At 32.4% G+C, this 21,384-nt stretch carries 22 protein-coding genes; 7 read left to right on the top strand and 15 right to left on the bottom strand.

Annotated elements, in window-relative coordinates; genetic code table 11:
- Nucleotide 1 precedes the first annotated feature (1 nt).
- The 15 genes from tadF to JMI89_RS09180 form a co-directional block, all read right to left on the bottom strand.
- Entirely contained in the window at nucleotides 2-805 is an 804-nt protein-coding gene (gene tadF, locus JMI89_RS09250) for a tight adherence pilus pseudopilin TadF (protein WP_220679914.1), read from the bottom strand.
- Nucleotides 806-823: 18 nt separating this feature from the next.
- Nucleotides 824-1,303, bottom strand: a complete 480-nt coding sequence (locus JMI89_RS09245; RefSeq protein WP_220679913.1) for a TadE/TadG family type IV pilus assembly protein — start codon at nucleotides 1,301-1,303, stop codon at nucleotides 824-826.
- 25 nt (nucleotides 1,304-1,328) lie between these two features.
- Nucleotides 1,329-2,492 (bottom strand): hypothetical protein, encoded by a 1,164-nt coding sequence (locus JMI89_RS09240; RefSeq protein WP_220679912.1) that lies wholly within the window; start codon nucleotides 2,490-2,492, stop codon nucleotides 1,329-1,331.
- 17 nt (nucleotides 2,493-2,509) lie between these two features.
- Nucleotides 2,510-3,946 carry a type II and III secretion system protein family protein gene (locus JMI89_RS09235; RefSeq protein WP_220679911.1) on the bottom strand — a complete coding sequence of 479 codons (1,437 nt, stop codon included), beginning with the start codon at nucleotides 3,944-3,946 and terminating at the stop codon, nucleotides 2,510-2,512.
- Between the two features lies 1 nt (nucleotide 3,947).
- Nucleotides 3,948-4,796: an SAF domain-containing protein gene (locus JMI89_RS09230; protein WP_220679910.1), complete on the bottom strand. Its 849-nt coding sequence runs from the start codon at nucleotides 4,794-4,796 to the stop codon at nucleotides 3,948-3,950.
- A 62-nt stretch (nucleotides 4,797-4,858) separates the two neighbouring features.
- A complete protein-coding gene (locus JMI89_RS09225) occupies nucleotides 4,859-6,079 on the bottom strand; it encodes a M48 family metallopeptidase (protein WP_220679909.1) in 1,221 nt (406 codons plus the stop codon).
- A gap of 85 nt (nucleotides 6,080-6,164) precedes the next feature.
- Nucleotides 6,165-7,016 (bottom strand): type II secretion system F family protein, encoded by an 852-nt coding sequence (locus tag JMI89_RS09220; RefSeq protein ID WP_220679908.1) that lies wholly within the window; start codon nucleotides 7,014-7,016, stop codon nucleotides 6,165-6,167.
- Between the two features lie 15 nt (nucleotides 7,017-7,031).
- Nucleotides 7,032-7,961, bottom strand: a complete 930-nt coding sequence (locus tag JMI89_RS09215) for a type II secretion system F family protein (RefSeq protein WP_220679907.1) — start codon at nucleotides 7,959-7,961, stop codon at nucleotides 7,032-7,034.
- Nucleotides 7,958-9,262 carry a CpaF family protein gene (locus JMI89_RS09210; protein WP_220679906.1) on the bottom strand — a complete coding sequence of 435 codons (1,305 nt, stop codon included), beginning with the start codon at nucleotides 9,260-9,262 and terminating at the stop codon, nucleotides 7,958-7,960. Before JMI89_RS09210 ends, JMI89_RS09215 begins: the two co-directional genes overlap by 4 nt.
- 250 nt (nucleotides 9,263-9,512) lie before the next feature.
- Nucleotides 9,513-9,737, bottom strand: coding sequence for a Flp family type IVb pilin (locus tag JMI89_RS09205; protein ID WP_220679905.1), 225 nt, complete (start codon nucleotides 9,735-9,737; stop codon nucleotides 9,513-9,515).
- Nucleotides 9,738-10,037: 300 nt separating this feature from the next.
- Nucleotides 10,038-10,286, bottom strand: coding sequence for a Flp family type IVb pilin (locus JMI89_RS09200; protein ID WP_220679904.1), 249 nt, complete (start codon nucleotides 10,284-10,286; stop codon nucleotides 10,038-10,040).
- Between the two features lie 413 nt (nucleotides 10,287-10,699).
- Nucleotides 10,700-11,032, bottom strand: a complete 333-nt coding sequence (locus tag JMI89_RS09195; RefSeq protein WP_187755426.1) for a multidrug efflux SMR transporter — start codon at nucleotides 11,030-11,032, stop codon at nucleotides 10,700-10,702.
- 139 nt (nucleotides 11,033-11,171) lie between these two features.
- Nucleotides 11,172-12,131, bottom strand: a complete 960-nt coding sequence (dusC, locus tag JMI89_RS09190) for a tRNA dihydrouridine(16) synthase DusC (RefSeq protein WP_370633737.1) — start codon at nucleotides 12,129-12,131, stop codon at nucleotides 11,172-11,174.
- On the bottom strand, nucleotides 12,121-12,876 hold the full coding sequence (locus tag JMI89_RS09185; RefSeq protein ID WP_187755425.1) for a molybdopterin-synthase adenylyltransferase MoeB: 756 nt from the start codon (nucleotides 12,874-12,876) through the stop codon (nucleotides 12,121-12,123). The genes dusC and JMI89_RS09185 overlap by 11 nt, the downstream gene beginning before the upstream one ends.
- Nucleotides 12,877-13,313: 437 nt before the next feature.
- The gene (locus JMI89_RS09180) at nucleotides 13,314-13,859 is read right to left on the bottom strand and encodes an isochorismatase family cysteine hydrolase (protein ID WP_220679955.1); all 546 of its coding nucleotides are present in this window, start codon (nucleotides 13,857-13,859) and stop codon (nucleotides 13,314-13,316) included.
- Between the two features lie 281 nt (nucleotides 13,860-14,140).
- On the opposite strand from JMI89_RS09180, the gene aspS reads away from it, so the two are divergent.
- From aspS to ruvB, 7 genes are all read left to right on the top strand, one after another.
- Nucleotides 14,141-15,901: an aspartate--tRNA ligase gene (gene aspS / locus JMI89_RS09175; protein ID WP_220679902.1), complete on the top strand. Its 1,761-nt coding sequence runs from the start codon at nucleotides 14,141-14,143 to the stop codon at nucleotides 15,899-15,901.
- Nucleotides 15,902-15,955: 54 nt separating this feature from the next.
- Complete coding sequence (nudB, locus tag JMI89_RS09170; RefSeq protein WP_220679901.1) at nucleotides 15,956-16,408, top strand: dihydroneopterin triphosphate diphosphatase; 453 nt, start codon at nucleotides 15,956-15,958, stop codon at nucleotides 16,406-16,408.
- Nucleotides 16,409-16,587: 179 nt separating this feature from the next.
- Nucleotides 16,588-17,862, top strand: a complete 1,275-nt coding sequence (agp, locus tag JMI89_RS09165) for a bifunctional glucose-1-phosphatase/inositol phosphatase (protein WP_220679900.1) — start codon at nucleotides 16,588-16,590, stop codon at nucleotides 17,860-17,862.
- 268 nt (nucleotides 17,863-18,130) lie between these two features.
- A complete protein-coding gene (locus tag JMI89_RS09160) occupies nucleotides 18,131-18,874 on the top strand; it encodes a YebC/PmpR family DNA-binding transcriptional regulator (RefSeq protein ID WP_187755421.1) in 744 nt (247 codons plus the stop codon).
- A complete protein-coding gene (gene ruvC, locus JMI89_RS09155; RefSeq protein WP_187755420.1) occupies nucleotides 18,874-19,356 on the top strand; it encodes a crossover junction endodeoxyribonuclease RuvC in 483 nt (160 codons plus the stop codon). The genes JMI89_RS09160 and ruvC overlap by 1 nt, the downstream gene beginning before the upstream one ends.
- A gap of 167 nt (nucleotides 19,357-19,523) precedes the next feature.
- Nucleotides 19,524-20,144, top strand: coding sequence for a Holliday junction branch migration protein RuvA (gene ruvA, locus JMI89_RS09150; RefSeq protein ID WP_187755419.1), 621 nt, complete (start codon nucleotides 19,524-19,526; stop codon nucleotides 20,142-20,144).
- 47 nt (nucleotides 20,145-20,191) lie between these two features.
- The gene (gene ruvB, locus JMI89_RS09145) at nucleotides 20,192-21,202 is read left to right on the top strand and encodes a Holliday junction branch migration DNA helicase RuvB (RefSeq protein ID WP_187755418.1); all 1,011 of its coding nucleotides are present in this window, start codon (nucleotides 20,192-20,194) and stop codon (nucleotides 21,200-21,202) included.
- Nucleotides 21,203-21,384 lie beyond the last annotated feature (182 nt).

Here is a 21,384-nt window from a genome sequence, read left to right as displayed (position 1 = left end):
CTCACTGATGTTTATCCCACTGTGGACGGTAATAATAAAGCGGGCATCCTCGAGTATAATACTTTAAATCATGACAACGAGAAATTACAACAGTTTCGCTGCATAAATTAGGGAGAAATCTGTTATTGTTATTTTCTCTGTTAGTAAATTTTAGAAATAAGCTTTCATCATTATTAATACACATACTCACTCTATATATTGGTATATATCGACCTCGAAGAGGGTCCAATCCTGGGGTTCTAGGCCATATTCTGTCAGTATAAGGAGAAAGCTTTGTATAGTCTTTATTAGCTATGGAAGTATCAGTCATATCGGAACGATTATTAAGGTAATTTTCGATCTCAGGTTTACAAGCACTATAAGAACAAGATGAAAAACTTATCATTTTTCTCTCAGGAATTGGCAATGTTTTAATTACTTCTTGTTTTATAAATAGACCATCAATTCGAATAGAAACATCTTTATTCAATAACTTTTTAGCTAATTCATGTGCTTCTTTAACTTGATCAATTGTAAATATTTCATAACTTTTAAAGTGCTCAGCAGTATATGGAGTTCTTCGTGGATTCATTATCCATTCCGTATCACTTATTGTATCTTCAATCAGTGGGTATAAAGAGGATCGTTCTCGAAATAATGACGCAACAGTATAGTTAGTTCGTTCTAAATTATTTTGCAAAGTAATAGTATTATAAGAATCATAAACGATATAGAATATTGATGTAAATGCCATAACGACACCTGCAAATTCAATCGAAATGGCACCTTTATGGTTCTTTATTAACTTTTTAATATTAGTTATCATGATCTTATGCCCTATAAATTAAGAATGAAATTCACGATAAACTACAGTTCTTCTTGTTAAAGAAGAATCAGCTAATTTCGTAAATAATGAACCAAAAAAGGCATTATATTTATATGATATTTCATAAAAAATAATTTCCTTTGTATCTCTTAAGGAATTGTTACATTTTTCATAAATAACATCTTGAATGGTATTACAATATTTAACATTAACAATTAAACTATCTTTATCAGTAACTACTCCCCATAAAGGTAATTCTTTTTCTAATTCATCATAAAAAATAGTCGAATAGCTGGTGCCGTTCTTATTTAATTGCTCAAATAATGCTGTTTTTCTTGCTGTAGTTGCCACTACAAGATTTAGTGATGAAGATATAAACATGAGTCGACCCATTTCCAGTACAAATAAGAACAGTATCATTAACCAAGGGAAGATGAAAGCGAACTCAATTGATATTACCCCTTTATTTCCTTTTATTAACCTAGCTAAGTTCCTCATAATTATGTTTTCCTATTTTAAATTATTACTTCTTTTTCTTTGTAAGAACAGAGAAAAGGGAACGGCGTTGGCTTGAATCTTTTTCAATTCCAATAACAGAAGCCGAAATCGCATCAATTTCTGGAGAATTATGCGCTTTTTTAAATTTTTCAATACTTGGGATGTAACTACGTTTAAAATCGATACTTTTACCAAGATACTCTTCAATATCACTATCTTGCAACGAGCTAGTTTTATCAATAGGTTGATTATCATTTACACAAAATAGAAAGCGCTTATTCAAAATCAATTTATTCTTTTGGCCAATACGGTTAATTTCTTCAAGTGCATTTTTGGCAACTTTTATTGAATAAGGGTCACGATTTATAATAAAAATGACTATATTGGATATGTTAATAATACTTTCAAAATTTTGCATTGAAGAATGTAAACCGATATTTTGATCAAAAATAGCGATATTAAATGATGTCATATCAAGGAAGTCATATTTACCTACTTCGTCATCCTGTTCAATTTTTACCTGAAGAAATTCATTTATTTCTGTAATCGAGCCTTCTTTATCTATTGGTGTCTCAAAGATAAAATCAGCATTTCGACTCGTAGAGGCGCCTTGAATATACAAAATCGGAAATTTTGTTGAATGGCTAATATTTTTCAAGACATGGACAACAAGTGATGAAGTGCCAATTCCCCCTTTACATCCTAAAAAAGTTACAACACTACCAATTCTTTTACTGGTTTTTTCTTTAGACTCACTTCGTGTATAAAGAATATTAGCTATTTGATCAAGTTGACTATTTTCTAATAAAAAATGAATACCTTTTTTCGATAAAGCTTCAGCAAATAAAATAGAATCATTACTGCCAATTAAGATTGTACTGGCTTTGATCGGTATAAAACGGTTTATTAGAGTTGATATTTTTTCTACATCACCTTTATTATTTATATCAATGATAAAAACATCAAACTCACTCCACTTAGGACTTTCATCAATATCTTCTATTTCTAATGATAAAACTTCAATACTTAATACATTATATAAATATAGGATAGACCGAACATCATCAACAATTGACTGACGAGTACTTATGATAACGACTTTATAAGCAGAGATTTGTCCTTCGACAATATCTTGCTTTACCTCATTATTGGATGATGTTTTTTTATTGTTGCTACTAAAAAGTTGCATGTTACCCTCTATGTTACCTATTCAATAAATCCCATATAATTGACGAATTTTTCACTTTCGTTAGCTAATGGTAAAGTTTGTTTGTGCTGCTTTTCCATATTGTTGTTAACATTAAAAAATAAATTTACAGCCTCAGTTCTTTCAAATATAGGAAGCTCCACATGCTCAAAATTATCCTGTGGGTTTACAATATTGACTGTTGCGAAAACAATTAGTTCCGTTTTACCTCTAGATACTGCGGTACTACGCGCTAAGGCACCTAAAATAGGAATATCGCCTAGAAATGGTATCTTACTTAGTGCTTCTTCATCCTGCTCAGAGATTAATCCAGCAATGACGAAACTATCCCCATCAGCAATATCAATTGTCGAACTTGTTTTGCGAGTACGGAGCGTTGGAACATTGAAATTATTGAATTGATATGAGCCGGCAACCGAACTAAACTCATCAGCTATAAATAGACGAACACGTTTGTTATTGTGTACTTTAGCCCCAACGAGAAGTTTAATACCATACTCTTTATATGATACTTTGGCTGAGCTATCATTGTCACCTGATGTTATAACAGGTATTTCACCACCAACTAGAAATGATGCTGATTCACCAGATAATACAGAAAGATTTGGTTCTGCAAGTACTTTGGCTAATTTGTCATTGTTAATTGCGCGAATCGTAGTAATAATATTATGGATATCGAAGCCTTTTTTTAAACCTAATAAAGTAAATTGTCCCAAGGTATTTAACGTAAGTGACCCGGAAGAAGCGCTCTCTGCAAGATTTACACCTTGCCATTCAATACCGAGAGAGTTAGTAAAATCCTTACTTACTTCAACAAAAGTTAATTTAACATTGACTTGAGTTTCTTGGATAACTTCAATTTTGTCTATAATGTTTAAAAATAGTTGTTTATCCAGAAATTCTAAACGTGGACCATCACCGCCTTCAGCTTTAATACCAACTTTTACTATTTCACGATCTTCTCCGACTAATGTACCAATAAATTCAAGAACTCTTCTCTTAGTTTCTGTATCAGGTACATTTCCACTTACGACATAAGTAAAACGCTCACCATTCATTCCTGATGCATATTTGGTTATATTAATGTTGCTGTTAGGAAAATCGTGTTTAATTCGATAAACCACTTGTGATAACACAGGGTCGACAATAAAAGTATCATCTAGAATAATATCATCATTGTCATCATAGGCTACTAGGCTAGTTTGCCCGTTACTTTTTGCATAAACAATAAGACTTTTTTCACCGATAATTTCATAATTGGCCACGCTATCTTTTGCTATAAAAACAGTACGAACTTTTTTTGATAAATGTATTGTTTTACTTTGCCCTGGTTGCAAATAATGACTTTGAGATAAGGCCATCTGTGGTAGGAATAACAGCGAAAATAATATAGCCACGCTGAATTTTCTTTTATAATTTTTTTTAAAAATTAGCATTTTAGTTTCCTCTTAACCTGGAAATTGGCGTGCGATTGAAGATCTGTTGTTTTGATTCAGGCCAAGTTTTTTCTTTATCTGCTAGAAGGAACAATCCTTTGTCAAAACTTTCGTTGAAGTTACTAGGATATAACATAACAATTGAGTTTGTCATAAGTGTTCTAACTAGTTTTATTTCCTCGTTAGTTAATATTAAATCAATTCTACCCAACCTTGGGTTATCGTATGAATAATTCGTACTAGCATTTTCTATATGTAGAATTTTTTTGCCAGCAATAATAGGTTTTATGCTTGTATTAGAAAAATTCCGACTTGGAGAAATCACATTACCATTATCAATATTTGCGCCTTCTAACCCATATAATACATATATATCAATAAGGTCTCCCACATGTAGGTTCTTTAACAAATATACATCTTCTTTAGCAATTTCTACTGGAAATATAAACTCGCCTTTTTTTAGTGTTAATGTTCGATAATCTTCACTATATGGCGAGGCTATAAGATTTTTTTGAATTAGCGATTCCTTCTGAATATTACTTTTAGTAACATAATTCTCGATTTCTCCTACATCAAAGATGTATTTTGCTTTATCAAATGTATCAATATTGATTTCAATTGTCTTAAAATAAAAATCTCTCTCTTTCAAAATAGTGTGTGATGAAATATCTTTCTTGGCAACGGCAACATTAACCATTTCAGTAACTGGCTTAGTAGGTGGTGCCACAATAACCTCAACCTCTTTTGGTGGTGGTGGTGCAGGTGGTGCATCAGATGAACCAGTAAAAAGTAGGGCCAAACCTACTAATAACATTATTATATATAAAATAATGAGTTTTTTATTATTCATATTAATCCAAACCTACAGTTAATTTTTTTTATCATTTTATCGTTATTTTAGTTGTTATTAGATTAGTTTTTTATATAAAAGTCAATTGCTAAACAGTGGCCTATTTTACCTTTACCCATATAAGATATTTTAGGTTTTGAGACATTTTTAATTTGTATATTGATAATTAATGTTTTATCAACGTTATATTGTGCAGTTACATTTATAAAATTGCGATCACTATTTTTTATTTTCTTTATAATTTGATCGGTATTTAATGCAGATAGTTCAATATTTGGTATTTTAATTTGTACTAAATGATCACTTACCATAGTTATATTATATTGTTCACTAGCAAGTTTATTGTTAGTTTCTAAAACGATACGGGAAAATGATGCATGTTCGCCCGAACGTACAGCCATTATATGATTCCCTTGTTTATTTAAGGCTGCATTAACGGTATTGTTAGGGATGTTGCCGGTCGTTTTTTCTACCGTTTTGTTTTGGATAATTTGTTCTTTTTCATAGCTTTTTTTCATTTTATCAGCAGTTGGTACCAATTCATTAAAATTAAAATTATTATTTGGTTCTACTTTTTTTAACTCTTCGATTAAAATTGTTGGTTGCTTGGATATTTTATGTTCAATACAAAATTGCTTAGCAATAGTTAATTTATCTAATTTAACTAATGTAAAGAGAAGATTGTGTAATACTGTTTTATTACGATAACCTTTATTATATAAAATATTTAAATAATTATAAGCAGTTAGATAATCTTTATCCATAATAGAGAGAGTTGCTAAATTATTGAGAACTTTATTTTCATCATAGAATAACTCTCTGGATTTATTAAATGAATAACGAGCTGCATCATATTGCCCTAACTTAACTTCTACAATTCCTTTCAAGTTATAAGCTTCTCCATTTTTAGGATTAAATTGTAATGCTTGTTCTAAATATTTTATTGCTTCTCGATACCGAGGTATTTTAATTTCCGAGAGAACTCGACCATACAGTACCAAAACATTGTCATTTTTTGTTTTAGCAATAATAGGGTTTAATACTCGTTCAGCAGAATCATAATCCATCGATAAATAATAAGCTTGAGCAAGTTTGTAACGAGTTTTTTCTGAATCTGAATGCTTTAATTGTGTTTTATAAATTTCAATTAAACCACCGTAATTTTTAGTCGTTTCAAGTATATAAATCTTCTGGTCTTCAGCAAGATCTCTGTTAAAAGAACTATTTTGGCATCCTGTCATAATTACAAGAATCGCAAATATAAAAAGATATTTTGCTTTCATAACGCTTCCTATTAGCTAATATTATTAGGTTACTTAAATTTAAATTATTTTGGTTTAATATACTGATTTATATTTTTATAACTAACTAGTTCATTTTTAAGTCGAGAATTTTTAAAATGATAGGACCAATAATAACGACTAAAACGGGTAACATTATAAAAAACATCAAAGGCAAAGTCATCTTAGCCGATAAAGCAGCAATTCTTTCTTCAATTGTAAGCCGTTGTATTTCTCTTATTTCACTTGAGAGATCCAATAAAGCATCATATATAGAATTACCATAGTTAATGTTTCGTTTCAATGTGGTACAAAACATTCTCATCTCTCTACTCGGAACTTCACGATAGATAAGGTCAATTGCTAATTCTATACCATTAACTTCCATCATTACACAAGCGCGTTCTAAAATAGAAGAAATATCTTTGTTAATATTATCCACCCGTTTGCTCAAATAACTAAAACCGTTTTCAACAGTCATACCTGATTTCACCATAATCGCCATCATATCAATAACAAGTGGTAAATCTCTAGATATTATTCTGATTCTTTTTGCAGCTTGCATTTTAACGACTTTTTCTGGAACTATAATAACGAATATAATGGTGATAACGATTATTATAGCGAGTATTTCTTGACTAATCTCAAACAAATCAAATATAGTATTAGTTAAAAAAAACACACTAAAAATAATCACGGTAGCGTAAACCTTCCATATTTGCTGCTCTTGAAAACGACTTAAAAAACTAATCGTAGCACTATTTTTGGCTACTATTTTTTCAAAAGCTAAGGTATTACTATTTTTGGTGATATTTTGGGGCTTAATAATTTCGTCATTTAATAAAGCATCTAAGGCACATTTCTTTTTATAACATCGATATTCGCCATATAGTTCTTTTATTGCAAAAAAGATCAAACAGACAGAAAAAATTATTGCCATTATTTATGATCCTATTTAAATAGCCTTGCTAATCATGTTTTTAATAAATATAATACCAATTAATTCACTGGTTATTACGTAGTAAATAATATATTTTCCCCAATCAGTATACATAAGATAATTATAAGTGTCTTCTGAAATACCTTTAAGCATAAAGATAAATAATGGTGGCATAGCAGCTAAAATCATTAATGTCATTCTTAATTCAGCTGTTTTACCATCTCGAATTTTTGCTAAAACTGTATTGCTCGATATCATTTTTGATAATTTATTTAAAATATCTTTCAGTTCCCCACCACCATCTAAATTAACCATAATGGTTAAAATAAAAAAATAATATTCGGGAAAAGGCAACTGCCTGTAGGAATTAAGTAAAACATTTTGGGGACTCTCACCAACATCAAACCGATTAGATATTTCTCTCATAACTTCACCAATTAGACCTGATTGTCGAGTAGCACATTCTCTGAAAGCGATAGATATAGAAGAACCAGAACTGATTACACCAATCATTGTATTGATAGCCTCAGGAAAATCACGATAGAACTGCATTTTTACTCTACGTTTTATAAAATATATCATACCCAAAATAATAATAAGAGAACTAGTTGGAATAACGATGTAAATATCTAATTCAACATAAAAATGATTTAATAATAGTCCAATTATATTACCGAGACAAAGTATCATGATTAAATGCATTTTACTTGGCGAATTACTAATTAATAAATCATAATTTTTTTTTATACCTTTTGATGTAGATTGAATTAAATTCTGCCAAAAAGAGCCTTTGAGTTCATCCATTTTACTTTCTAATATAGCGATAGAAGACGGAGTATCAATACTGACCTGTTTGAAAATCTGTAAACGTTCTTGTTTGCGTTTTAATGAAAATAGGCTAAGAATTGATGCCAAAGCCAATGCTATTCCAAGGATTATATTCATGATTCTTGACTCCCAGCATTTTTCATTACTTCTTCTAATACATCAACTAAATTATAGTATTGAGCGCCTTCATAAAGAGCTGAACGCCTTACCAACCCATTACATACAAAATTACCTTGAATTTTACCATCGACATCTCGTTCATCATCAATTTCAAATTTAAACACATCATGTGTAACGATATTTTCTGATTCAATTCCAATTACTTCGGTAATACTAGTTACTTTACGTTGACCATCAGGTAGCCGAGATACTTGGATAATAAAATTTACCGAAGAACTGATATAACGTCGAATAGCAGTAATTGGCAGCTCAGATTGCCCCATAATAACCATACTTTCCAAACGTGCTAATGCATCACGAGCTGTATTAGCGTGTAGTGTAGACATTGAACCATTATGACCAGTATTCATTGCTTGAAGCATTTCAAAAGCTTCTTCACCACGACATTCCCCTAGAATGATCCGGTCAGGACGCATACGCAGGGCATTGATGAGTAAATTACGCATTGTAACTTGCCCACGACCATCTTCACCACCTGCACGTGTTTCTAACCTTACCACATGATCTTGCTGTAACCGCAATTCGGCAGCATCTTCTAAAGTTATGGTTCGTTCATAATCATTAATAAATTGTGATAAAGCATTTAGCATGGTCGTTTTACCCGAACCAGTCCCTCCCGATACAATAATATTCATTCGACATCGTGCTGCGATAACTAAAAAATTAGCCATATGCTCATTTAATGAGCGAAAATCAATTAAATCGGAAAAACTCCGACTACCTTTACCGAACTTACGAATGGAAAGGGAAGCACCATCAATTGCGATAGGTGGAATGACGACATTTAAACGGCTGCCATCAGGCATTCGTGAGTCAACTAACGGATGAGCTTCATCAATATTTTTACCGATTTTATTGACTAAACGTCTAGCAATATCAATTAATTGACGATCATTTATAAAAAACTTATTTGTTTTAACAAGTTTTCCACCACGTTCTACATAGATACTATACGGACCGTTAACTAAAATATCATTGACTGAATCATCATTCATTAAAGAATCTAATGGACCATAACCAATAATTTCATCACAAATCATGTTAGCTAAGGTATTCGAATCATCAATAGAAATGTAAGCTTTCCCAGAAGTCACTATGTCACGAATAATAAAAGAGATCTCGCGTGTAACTTTACTAGGATCACTTTTTAAACCTTCGATAAGATCAAGATCAAGTGCTTGAAAAACAAGATCTCTTATATTTACCCATTCAATAGGTACTTTGTTTTGTTCGCTCATTTGTTATAATTTTTAATGTTAATTTTTGTTTTTAAATATATTTAGGAAAGATATGGATCGATTTTATAAAAATAAATACGAATCATTTTAGTTATTATAAAGTGATTTAACTTTAAAAAATGATATCTCTAATAAAATCATTAAAACACTATAATAGTGCATTAAGAATTCACTAATATACTATCAATCAGATTTCTTAATCAAAGGATAACAATATTTTTCAATAAAATCTTAATAACAATTCCACGCTTTAGCTTACTTTCGCCATTACAGTATTAAGTGCTCCTTGAATAGAACTCCATAGGCTAGTTTGCATTATATTAAAACTACCATTCTGGCCAAAAATGGAAAATATAGTTAATGTAACTGAAGCCGTTAAAATAGCATATTCAATAGCTGTAACACCATCTCGATTTTTTACGAAAAAAGCCAAAAAATTTTTCATTTTAAAATATAGACAATCCAAACCTATCATAATTAATCTTTCCTTCTTGTTATAAAATAGTGTCAAAAAAAGAATCTCTATTAAAAAGTATTTTATACGTTATTTTATATGCTTTTCAGAGTGGTTATTAACTAAGTCAATAATCATGTTCATAATTTATCTGAACTACTAAATTTTTTTATTATACAATATATTGAATTGCTATTTCACTAATACAGATTATATTGCCAAAACAACACTATCCCACTATTACAAAACGATTTTCTGAAAAATCACATCTACTAAACATTAAAATAAGTAGATGTGATCTTCCATCTTAATTAATTTTGATTAAGAACTAGCACTACCACTACCACTTGCTACTAAATTTGTTATCTTATTTGATATATTACCAAATACATTGTTTAGTGCAGTACCGAATGAACCGTCGCTTTTAAATATCATCAATACAACTGATGCTACACCAGCTGCAACAATAGCATATTCAAGAGCAGTAACACCATCTTGCTTACGGATGAAATCAGCTGCACGGCTTTTAGTTGTGTAATATGCGGATACTACGTTATTAAATAATGTCATAATTTACTCCTTTCATTATTATGGATAGATATTGTTTTAAATATTATCCTCTTTCATTGTTATTTAAGGTTACTATTACGGATAAAATAGCATACCATTTCAGAATTGTTTATAAATAATTAACAAATTCTTAGCACATTATAGCCAACAAAATATTTAGTTTCAATAGGAGTAATCTAATAAATAAGCTCAATGAAATGATAAAAAACTAATATAATTTGGTTTAATCAAAAAATTCATTATGGTAAATTTTTTTTTTACAAAAAAAACAATTAATTATAAAAAAGTGATGAATTAAAAAATTTTATAGTTAATTTATCTAAGATTTAAAAATAAATTTGATTTAGATGTTGTGGGGGGGGTTGCAAATAATCGTTTATTAACAGCAGCACTTTAATGTTAAATCAATATCATTAATCTATTTTTACGTTAGAAAATAAGTTAATGATTACAACACCGACAATAATTAAACTTAATCCAATGAATGCGGGTAAATCTAAATTTTGTTTAAAAATAAAAATACCAATCAATGTGATACAAATAATTCCTATACCGGACCAAATTGCATAAGCAATCCCGACAGGCATAGTTTTTAGTACTAAGCTTAGAAAGAAAAAGGCAATAAAGTAGGAAGCTATTGCAATAACCGTTTGTAACAGATTAGTAAATTGATTAGATAATTTTAAAAAACTGGTACCAATTATTTCAAAACTAATAGCTAGGAATAGGAAAAAATACGCTTTCAATCTTACCCTTTAATATTAATAGTAGAAAATAAAAATATGAATTTCATTGCTAATTATATAATATTAATTACCAAAAATGTTAATTTTTATAAAATTTTTTCAGTTCTTAAATAAATCATGCTCATTCATAATGATGAGGTTATTTAAAATGTAAAGCCTCTATTATGTCTTGTTGTGTATTTAAGGTACGTATTTTTGCCAGTAGTGTTTGCGCTTCAGGATAATGTTGTTTTAAATAACTTAACCATTGCTTGATTCTTGCAGAATGATAAAGAGGTTTATGTTGCAATTGTTTGATGAAAGGTTTTTTAGTAGCATATTTTTGTAAAATTAACATGATCTCTTGCCAACTTAAAGGTGTGTCACCAAATCTAATGATATTGGCCAAATTAGGGATAGCTAAGATACCTCGTCCAATCATAATATTATCCGTTTGACTTTGTTTGATACATTTTTGGGCAGAGGCTGCACTTACTATTTCACCGTTGGCGATTACGGGTATATGAAGCCTTTTTTTTATATTACCGATGGTCAGCCAGTCGATTTTATTAGCTTGATAGCCATCATTTTTAGTTCGCCCATGAATCACAATTTCTGTTGCACCTCCTTGCTCTACCGCATCAGCAATTTCAAAACATTGTGACTTATCGGCAAATCCTAAGCGGATTTTTACTGATAACGGTGCCGTGTAACCAATTTTTTCTCTTACTTGTTTGGTTATCTGATAGATTAATTCCGGTGATTTTAATAAAAATGCACCGCCTTGATTACCAACTACCGATTTAGCTGGACAACCACAATTAATATCAATTCCAAAAGATCCTAATTCAATAGCTAATGCGGCATTTTCAGCCATCAGTGCTGGAATTTGCCCAAGTAATTGAATGCGCACCGGTGTATCAGAGTGAGTTTTACCCCCATGATAAAGTTCTGGGCAAAGTCGGTAAAACGTTTTCTTCGTTAAACGATGATCTGTGACACGCACAAACTCCGTTACACAATAGTCAAATTGGTTAATACTGGTTAATAACTCACGCATTGAATAATCTAAAACACCTTCCATTGGTGCTAGAATGATCTGATTAACTTTATCTATCATATTGGCAAATAGGGCAGTTTGGTTGTTTAACAATCGTCAATTCATTAAATTGCATTGTCATTGCATCAATCATTAGTATGCGACCAATAAGCGGTTCGCCATAATTAGTTAGCACTTTAATGGCTTCAAGTGCTTGGGTTGCACCAATAATTCCGACTAGTGGCGACATAATGCCAGACTCTACACAGGTTAATTGTTCTTCATTGTATAATTGGCTTAAACATTGATAACAAGGTTGGCAATTTTGATAAGTAAAAACACTGATCAAGCCCTCCATTCTAATAGCAGATGCTGAAATAAGTGTTTTTTTTAATTGATGACAACAACGGTTAATTTGCAGACGTGTAGTTAAATTATCACTACAATCAAGGACTATATGATGCTCACTAATGGTGGCTAATAATGCTTCAGAACTTAGCTGATGTTCAATACAATTAATCTTTATTTCTGGTCTGTATTGATGTAAAGCATGTCGAGCAGCATAGACCTTTTTTAGACCTAAAGAAGTTTCAGTATACAAAATTTGCCGAGATAAATTTGATTCACATACTGTATCAAAATCAACTAAAGTCAATTGACCTATACCAGCATTACATAAATATAAAGCAGCATTACAGCCTAAGCCACCAACGCCAATAATCAACGCGGAACAATTTTTCAACATTGTTTGTTTATCAATATCAAATCCCTTTATAGAGATTTGGCGATCATAGCGTAATAATTCTTTATTGCTGAGTGGTAACATGAACTTATTAGTAAAACCTTAATGTAATTATGATAGCATAGAAACGCTTAGATTTTTTCATTGATAATTATTTTTGCGTAAAATTTATTGCTTTAAAAATTTTGTGATTATAACCAAAACATGTATCTATTTATTATTTATCAAATTGTAATAAAATGCGTTTAGCCTCTTTTATCAATAAATGTTAATAATTTACCTAGCGTTTTCAGTAAATTTAATATTTAAATATGTTTACATAAAAATTTGTTACTATTTAATCTTTAACATTAAATACCATTTATTTCCAACAATCACAATAATATCAAATAAAAACAGCAATAAATTGTATGAGGGCATTTGTCTATATTTAGCATCATCATTAACATTAACGCTAAAATAAACATTAGGCTTGGTAAGCACCGAATTTTGTCATTTCAATATTATTTTGTTGCAGTTATTTAAACGAGAGTTGCGCCTAAGGTTTTTTCAAAATGATTCAGTGCCCATTGATGACCATTTTGATCAAAACTAGCCACTGCATTTTTATGAATGACGATTTTATATCCCAAATTATAGGCATCAATAGCAGTATGTAAAACACAAATATCCGTACAAACACCAATTAAGTGTATTTCAGTTATTCTTCTTTCGCGTAGACGTAAATCGAGCTCTGTTCCACAGAATGCCGAATAATAGCGTTTGTTAAGCCATTTTATATTAGGATGTGATTGATGCTTTTCATACAGTTCATTTAAACCTCTGAAAAGTGTTTGCCCTTTAGTTCCAACAATATTATGTGGTGGGAAAAGGGTATTTTCTGGATGATAACGGTCATTTGGATCATGAGCATCAATAGCAAATACAATAAAATTGTTTTGTCTAATAAATGACTCAGTTGTTCTAATCATTGCGGATTCGATTGCTTGACCGGCTAAACCCACTGTTAAAGCGCCATCTTCGGCGATAAAATCATAGGTATAATCGATTGAAATTAATGCTTTCATCATAATTGAGTTACTTTATAAGGATGATAGAGCTTATTCATAAAATTTTAATCTGACAAGTTTTATTTATTTTTTAAAGAAATATTTAATGAGAATGATCGAGTCAATTTCCCTCGCATATCACACTCAATATGTGTTACAGAAGCTGGTAAAATCTAAATCGCATTAAAAATTAACTGTTAATAAAATAAATCAGGAATATTTATATTAACAGTCTTTATACAATAAGAAATTGTTTTATAATAGCTAACATTTTTGCATTAGCACACAGGATATATTAAATGAGAACCATCTATTGCGGACAGCTTAACGCCACATATATTAATAAAGAAGTAACATTATGTGGTTGGATAAATAAACGCCGAGATTTCGGTAAAATAATTTTTGTTGATCTACGTGATCGAGAAGGCATTGTACAAGTCTATTTTGATCCAGAGTATGAACAAGCCTTTAAACTCGCTGCTGAATTACGTAATGAATTTTGTGTTCAAATAAAAGGTAAAGTGCGTGCAAGGATTGAAGGACAAACCAATCACGATATGGCAACAGGAGAGGTCGAAGTTTTAGCAACGGACCTTATCATTTTTAATCGTAGTGATGTACTACCGTTAGACTTTAACCAAAATAATACTGAAGAACAACGTCTAAAATACCGTTATATTGATTTACGTCGTCCTGAAATGACAAAAATTTTTAAAACTCGTGCAAATATTACTGCTTTTGTACGTGAGTATATGAACGAACATGGTTTTCTGGATATTGAAACACCAATGTTGACTAAAGCTACGCCAGAAGGGGCAAGAGATTATTTGGTACCTAGCCGAATACATAAGGGCGAATTTTATGCTTTACCGCAATCACCTCAAATCTTTAAACAACTATTAATGATGTCAGGATTTGATCGATATTATCAAATTGTAAAATGTTTTCGTGATGAAGACCTACGAGCTGATCGCCAACCTGAATTTACCCAAATTGATGTTGAAACTTCATTTATGACGGCAGAACAAGTCCGGGAAATTATGGAAGCGATGATTCGTGGTCTATGGCATAAATTGGTAAATGTTGATTTAGGTCCATTTCCGATAATGACATTTGCAGAAGCAATGCACCGTTTTGGTAGCGATAAACCAGATTTACGTAATCCTCTTGAAATTATCGATATTGCAGATATCGTTAAACATGTTGAGTTTGGTGTATTCTCAACCCCAGCAAATGATCCTAAAGGCCGCGTGGCATTACTTTGTGTACCAAATGGTGCAATATTAACTCGTAAACAATTAGATGAATATACTAAATTAGTAAGTGTTTATGGTGCTAAAGGATTGGCTTGGATTAAAGTTAATGAGCGAGCGAAGGGGTTAGAGGGTGTACAAAGTCCGATCGCCAAATTCTTTACGGCTCAGCAAATGGAAGCTTTATTAGATCGCGCGAAAGCGAATGACGGCGATATTTTATTATTTGGTGCGGATAGCTATAAAGTTGTTTGTGATGCCTTAAGCGCATTAAGATTAAAAATAGGTAAAGATTTACAACTTACTAATGAACTAGCTTGGGCACCTTTATGGGTTGTCGATTTTCCGATGTTTGAGGAAACAGAAGATGGTTTAAGTGCCATGCATCATCCATTTACATCACCAAAAGATTATACGCCTGAACAGTTAAAATCTGATCCGCTTAATGCTGTTGCCAATGCTTATGATATGGTTATTAATGGTTATGAAGTAGGTGGCGGCTCAGTTCGCATTCACCGTAATGAGATGCAACAAGCCGTATTTACCATTTTAGGTATCAATGAACAGCAACAACGTGAGAAATTCGGCTTTTTACTTGATGCCTTAAAATTTGGGACACCACCTCATGCTGGCTTGGCTTTTGGATTAGATCGTTTAACCATGTTATTAGCGGGTACCGATAATATTCGAGATGTCATTGCATTTCCAAAAACGACCGCTGCCGCTTGTTTACTCACTGATGCACCTAGTCCGGCGAATCCAACTGCGTTAGCGGAACTAGGTATCGAAGTTGCCAAAAATTGTTAATAATCTTTTAATTAAAGCGTTAAAATAAATTTAACGCTTTATGGCTATTTTTAAATGAAATATAAAAATCCTGAATCAATTCTTGTTGTAATTTATTGTTCTAAAACGCAACGTTACTTAATGTTACAACGTCAAGATGATCCTAGTTTTTGGCAATCAGTAACTGGGAGTTTGGAAGAGGGAGAAATACCATTTCAAACCGCATTACGAGAAGTTAAAGAAGAAACAGGGATTGATATTATTCTTGCGGGGTTAGTGTTAAAAGATTTACAATATGCCATTGAATTTGAGATTTTTCCCCAATTTAAGTATCGATACGCTCCAAATGTTAATATTAATAAGGAGCATTGGTTTAGTTTAGATCTTCCACAGGAAATCGTTCCCATGCTTACTGAACATTTAGCTTATCGATGGTTACCATTTGCCGAGGCACAACGTTTGACACCATCATGGAATAACCGCCAGGCTTTACAAGTTATTGAGCAATCCATTGCTAATCAATTCTAATGTTAATTGAATTGAAATTTCTTAAATGTGATAAATATATCAAAAATTAAATTAATCCTATGTTATAAATTTAAACTATTAATCACGTTAAATACGTATTAATTTTATTGATCAGAATGAGAATAAAATAGCTTTATATTGATAAAGCAAATTAATTAAAATAAGGGCATGAGGATAAGATGAAAATAGGTAGTTGGAAATTTAGAAGTCAGAACCTTTTTATTACAATATCATTACTTTTACCAATTTTAACCGCTGAAGCCGTAGAAGTACCCGACTATACTTTAGAACAAGTAGTTATCTTTAGCCGTCATGGCTTAAGAGCACCATTAGCTACTCCAAGTAGTACATTGGGTCAATTAACCTCTCATCAATGGCCTCTATTGGATACAAAAGCAAGTTATTTAACGACTAAAGGTGGCGTATTAGAAAGTTATTTTGGTCATTATATTCAAGAATGGTTAGTCGATAATCAATTATTAGATGATAAAAAATGTCCTACAGAAAAAGACATTTTCTTTTATGCAAATAGCATGCAACGAACTATTGCTACAGCGCAATATCTAGCATTAGGTGCTTATCCTGGATGTAACGTTTTTGTTTATCATAAAGAAAAAATGAATACTATGGATGCCTTATTTAGCTTAAATATTCGCGATGACAGTGAGCAATTTAAACAACAAGCAATTGCATCAATCAACCAAAATGCAGGTGAAAATGGTATTAACGGGTTAAATCAACGTTTACAATCTATCTATCAAAAAATGGAGCAAATCATTGATTACCAAGGTTCGGTGTCTTGTGAAGGGATTGAGCAATGCCATTTAACTAACCTCGATACAAATATTAGGTTAGTTGCTGGTGAAGAACCAGGAATAACGGGTCCTTTACGCATAGGTACATCTCTAGCAGATGCTTTTATACTACAATATTATGAAGGCATGCCACTCAAAAAAATTGCTTGGGGTAATATTGATTCAGTTGACGAACTCAAGCAACTTGTTTCGATTAAAGAATATTACAATAGCATTGTTTTTGGAGCGCCAGTTATTGCAAATTATGTTACAAAAAATCTGCTTTCATATATTTATGATAGCTTTGCAGAGTCATCCGTGAGACCAAAAGTAACGGTATTAGTTGGTCATGACTCTAATATTGCTTCACTATTATCCGCATTGCAGGTAAAACCGTATCACTTACCTAATCAATTTGAAACTACGCCAATAGGCGGTAAGCTCTTTTTTGAACGTTGGAAAGATAATCAGACCGGTAAACAACTAATGAAAATTGAATATATCTATCAATCTACCGAACAAATTATCAATCTGGAAATATTAAATCGACACAATCCGCCGCAAGTCGTCACACTACAATTAACTAATTGCCCTACCGATCAACAAGGATTTTGTGATTATGAAACCTTTAAGACTCAACTCGAACGTTTAATACAATAATGATATTCATGCTGTTGATTTAATGGACTAAGTTTAACAGCGTTTAAATTGAATTAATTTTAAACATATTTTTGATGCCAAATTTAATAACAAATTCAGTTAGACAATGTTTATATTTCGCTTTATTGGTTGATATCACAATTAATACTAAGCTTTTCAAAAGCAGATTCTTCAGATACTAATTGTAAGAAACAGATATGAATTTATCGAAAAAATATGCTAAAATGCGGCAATTTTTGAAAGAGCAAATTACTTTTGGAGAATTTTTATGGCAGGTCACAGTAAGTGGGCTAATACCAAACACCGTAAAGCGGCACAGGATGCCAAACGTGGTAAAATTTTTACTAAAATTATTCGTGAACTGGTTACCGCTGCAAAAATTGGTGGTGGTGATCCAGCAGCAAACCCGCGTTTACGCGCAGCAATGGATAAAGCATTGTCTAATAATATGACGCGTGATACGATGAATCGAGCTATTGCTCGAGGTGTTGGTGGAGAAGATGATAGCAATATGGAAACTATCATTTATGAAGGATACGGTCCAGCTGGCACAGCAGTTATGGTTGAATGCTTAAGCGATAATCGTAATCGTACTGTTTCTGAAGTTCGTCATGCTTTTACGAAAACTGGTGGTAACTTAGGTACTGATGGTTCAGTATCTTATTTGTTCACTAAAAAAGGTGTTATTTCTTATCCTACCGGTACAGATGAAGATAAAGTCATGGATGCTGCATTAGAAGCTGGAGCTGACGATGTGGTAACTTATGATGATGGTGCAATTGATGTTTTTACCTCGCCAGAATCTTTTGGTGAAGTTAAAGATGCTCTAGATGCCGCTGGTTTAGTATCTGAAGCGGCAGAAGTATCAATGATTCCAGCAACAAAAGTTGATTTAGATGTTGAATCAGCACCTAAGCTATTACGTTTGATAGATATGCTCGAAGACTGTGACGATGTACAAGAAGTTTACCATAATGGTGAAGTTTCTGATGAGGTTGCAGCGACGTTATAATGTCTATCATCTTAGGCATAGATCCTGGTTCCAGATTGACGGGTTACGGGGTAATTCGTCAGGTTGGACGTCAAATTAATTATCTCGGCAGCGGTTGTATCAAAACTGCTGTTGATGATCTACCCACTCGCTTAAAACGTATTTATGCTGGCGTGAGTGAAATTATTTTACAATTTCAACCTGATTATTTTGCCATAGAACAAGTCTTTATGGCTAAAAATGCTGATTCAGCGTTGAAACTTGGTCAAGCACGTGGTTCGGCTATTGTCGCCGCTGTTAATCATGAATTACCCGTATACGAGTATGCGGCAAGATTAGTCAAACAATCTGTTGTCGGTACGGGAGCTGCTGATAAAAAGCAAGTACAGCATATGGTGAAAATGTTGTTAAAATTGCCTGCCTCTCCACAAGCTGATGCTGCTGATGCGCTTGCTATTGCAATTACGCATGCTCATATGATCTATACTTTAATTAAAAAATAACAATCAATCTACTCTTGCTGGCTAAATTGCTTAGCTAATTGCCTGTCAGTTAGAATCAATAATTTTAGATATTTAACTAAGGCTGTTTATTTATACAGTTTCTACTTTATTCTTTCTATGACATAGGTTAAACTGCTAAAAAATTTTACTGAATGATAGGGATTGAAATGATTGGTCGCTTGCGTGGGATTATTATTGATAAACAACCGCCGGAAGTTTTGATTGAAGTTAATGGTGTAGGTTATGAAGTCTCGATGCCAATGACGTGTTTTTATGAGTTACCTGATAATGGGCAAGAAGCGATTATATTAACTCATTTTGTTGTGCGCGAAGATGCTCAGTTACTATATGGTTTTAATAATCAACGAGAACGTGCACTGTTTCGTGAACTCATTAAAGTCAATGGCGTTGGTCCAAAATTAGCATTGGCTATTTTATCGGGTATGTCAGCTTCGCAGTTTGTTGCAGCAGTGGAACAAGGTGAAATTAAAACATTAGTTAAATTGCCTGGCGTAGGTACTAAAACAGCCGAGCGCTTAATTGTTGAAATGAAAGATCGATTAAAACGATTCGACTCAGAATTGCTCAATTATGTTCAGGAACATAATACTGTTAATCATACGATTTCAGATAGCACTCTGCAAAATCAAGTAGAAAACGAAGCAATCTCAGCATTAATAACACTGGGTTATAAACCACAGGAAGCGAGCAAAATTATCAACAGAGTGTTAAAGCCAGATATGAATTGTGAAACTTTAATTAAAGAAGCACTTAAATCAGCGTTATAATAGATCGCTAAATTTAGCATAGCCAATAAGGGATAAGAGTATAAGTTATGATTGAGGCAGATCGCTTAATATCACCCACAGGTCAAAAAGAAGACGATACGTTAGATCGTGCTATTCGCCCAAAATATTTAGATGAGTACATTGGTCAACCTCATGTTCGTGAACAAATGAAAATCTTTATACAAGCAGCTAAGCATCGTGGTGATGCTTTGGATCATTTATTGATTTTCGGACCACCAGGATTAGGTAAAACGACACTAGCCAACATTGTCGCAAATGAACTCAATGTTAATTTACGTACGACATCGGGCCCGGTACTGGAAAAAGCGGGGGATTTAGCCGCCATGTTAACCAATCTAGAACCTCATGATGTGCTATTTATTGACGAAATTCATCGTTTATCGCCAGTAGTGGAGGAGATTCTATACCCTGCAATGGAAGATTATCAGCTTGACATTATGATTGGAGAAGGTCCTGCCGCACGCTCTATAAAAATCGATTTACCACCTTTTACCTTAATTGGTGCTACAACGCGAGCTGGATCATTAACATCACCATTGCGTGATCGCTTTGGTATTGTACAACGATTGGAATTCTATCAAGTTGCCGATTTAGAGTATATCGTTAGCCGCAGTGCCAAATTTCTAGGTATGGATTTGTCTGCTGAAGGAGCACATCATATCGCTAAACGTTCCAGAGGTACGCCGCGTATCGCTAATCGATTATTAAGGCGTGTCCGTGATTTTGCCGATGTAAAATCAAATGGTATTGTCGATTCAGAAATTGCCACGCGAGCTTTAGATATGTTGGACGTTGATATCGAAGGTTTTGACTTTATGGATCGTAAACTATTGCTGACGATTATTGAAAAATTTATGGGAGGTCCAGTAGGTTTAGATAATTTAGCTGCAGCAATCGGTGAGGAGCGCGAAACTATTGAAGATGTTTTAGAACCTTTTTTGATTCAACAAGGTTATATACAACGTACACCTCGAGGGCGGATGGCTACTCAACATGCTTATCGACATTTTGGCATTATTTTTGAGGATAAAAAATAATTACTATAAAGTGTTTTTTTTCAAAAATACTGATCACAAAAATTGACCATTCAAGATTAATAAAAATTTTATAAAAAATTGCCATTTATGAATAATGTTACAGCCAAATCAAATAATAGAAATTTTGTAATATTAAACCCATATTATTATTGGTTATATAAATAAAGTATATTTAATAGAAG

The organism is Frischella sp. Ac48, assembly GCF_019641635.1.
Lineage (GTDB): Bacteria > Pseudomonadota > Gammaproteobacteria > Enterobacterales > Orbaceae > Frischella > Frischella japonica.
The sequence above is the reverse complement of the archived record's forward strand: the minus strand, read 5'-3'. Positions and strand labels throughout refer to the sequence as shown.

What these genes read in the sequence shown, in the direction of transcription:
- tadF (WP_220679914.1), bottom strand. Translation starts at nt 805, where the DNA reads ATGATAACTAATATTAAAAAGTTAATAAAGAACCATAAAGGTGCCATT.
- JMI89_RS09245 (WP_220679913.1), bottom strand. Translation starts at nt 1,303, where the DNA reads ATGAGGAACTTAGCTAGGTTAATAAAAGGAAATAAAGGGGTAATATCA.
- JMI89_RS09240 (WP_220679912.1), bottom strand. Translation starts at nt 2,492, where the DNA reads ATGCAACTTTTTAGTAGCAACAATAAAAAAACATCATCCAATAATGAG.
- JMI89_RS09235 (WP_220679911.1), bottom strand. Translation starts at nt 3,946, where the DNA reads ATGCTAATTTTTAAAAAAAATTATAAAAGAAAATTCAGCGTGGCTATA.
- JMI89_RS09230 (WP_220679910.1), bottom strand. Translation starts at nt 4,796, where the DNA reads ATGAATAATAAAAAACTCATTATTTTATATATAATAATGTTATTAGTA.
- JMI89_RS09225 (WP_220679909.1), bottom strand. Translation starts at nt 6,079, where the DNA reads ATGAAAGCAAAATATCTTTTTATATTTGCGATTCTTGTAATTATGACA.
- JMI89_RS09220 (WP_220679908.1), bottom strand. Translation starts at nt 7,016, where the DNA reads ATGGCAATAATTTTTTCTGTCTGTTTGATCTTTTTTGCAATAAAAGAA.
- JMI89_RS09215 (WP_220679907.1), bottom strand. Translation starts at nt 7,961, where the DNA reads ATGAATATAATCCTTGGAATAGCATTGGCTTTGGCATCAATTCTTAGC.
- JMI89_RS09210 (WP_220679906.1), bottom strand. Translation starts at nt 9,262, where the DNA reads ATGAGCGAACAAAACAAAGTACCTATTGAATGGGTAAATATAAGAGAT.
- JMI89_RS09205 (WP_220679905.1), bottom strand. Translation starts at nt 9,737, where the DNA reads ATGATAGGTTTGGATTGTCTATATTTTAAAATGAAAAATTTTTTGGCT.
- JMI89_RS09200 (WP_220679904.1), bottom strand. Translation starts at nt 10,286, where the DNA reads ATGACATTATTTAATAACGTAGTATCCGCATATTACACAACTAAAAGC.
- dusC (WP_370633737.1), bottom strand. Translation starts at nt 12,131, where the DNA reads ATGATAGATAAAGTTAATCAGATCATTCTAGCACCAATGGAAGGTGTT.
- JMI89_RS09185 (WP_187755425.1), bottom strand. Translation starts at nt 12,876, where the DNA reads ATGTTACCACTCAGCAATAAAGAATTATTACGCTATGATCGCCAAATC.
- JMI89_RS09180 (WP_220679955.1), bottom strand. Translation starts at nt 13,859, where the DNA reads ATGAAAGCATTAATTTCAATCGATTATACCTATGATTTTATCGCCGAA.
- aspS (WP_220679902.1), top strand. Translation starts at nt 14,141, where the DNA reads ATGAGAACCATCTATTGCGGACAGCTTAACGCCACATATATTAATAAA.
- nudB (WP_220679901.1), top strand. Translation starts at nt 15,956, where the DNA reads ATGAAATATAAAAATCCTGAATCAATTCTTGTTGTAATTTATTGTTCT.
- agp (WP_220679900.1), top strand. Translation starts at nt 16,588, where the DNA reads ATGAAAATAGGTAGTTGGAAATTTAGAAGTCAGAACCTTTTTATTACA.
- JMI89_RS09160 (WP_187755421.1), top strand. Translation starts at nt 18,131, where the DNA reads ATGGCAGGTCACAGTAAGTGGGCTAATACCAAACACCGTAAAGCGGCA.
- ruvC (WP_187755420.1), top strand. Translation starts at nt 18,874, where the DNA reads ATGTCTATCATCTTAGGCATAGATCCTGGTTCCAGATTGACGGGTTAC.
- ruvA (WP_187755419.1), top strand. Translation starts at nt 19,524, where the DNA reads ATGATTGGTCGCTTGCGTGGGATTATTATTGATAAACAACCGCCGGAA.
- ruvB (WP_187755418.1), top strand. Translation starts at nt 20,192, where the DNA reads ATGATTGAGGCAGATCGCTTAATATCACCCACAGGTCAAAAAGAAGAC.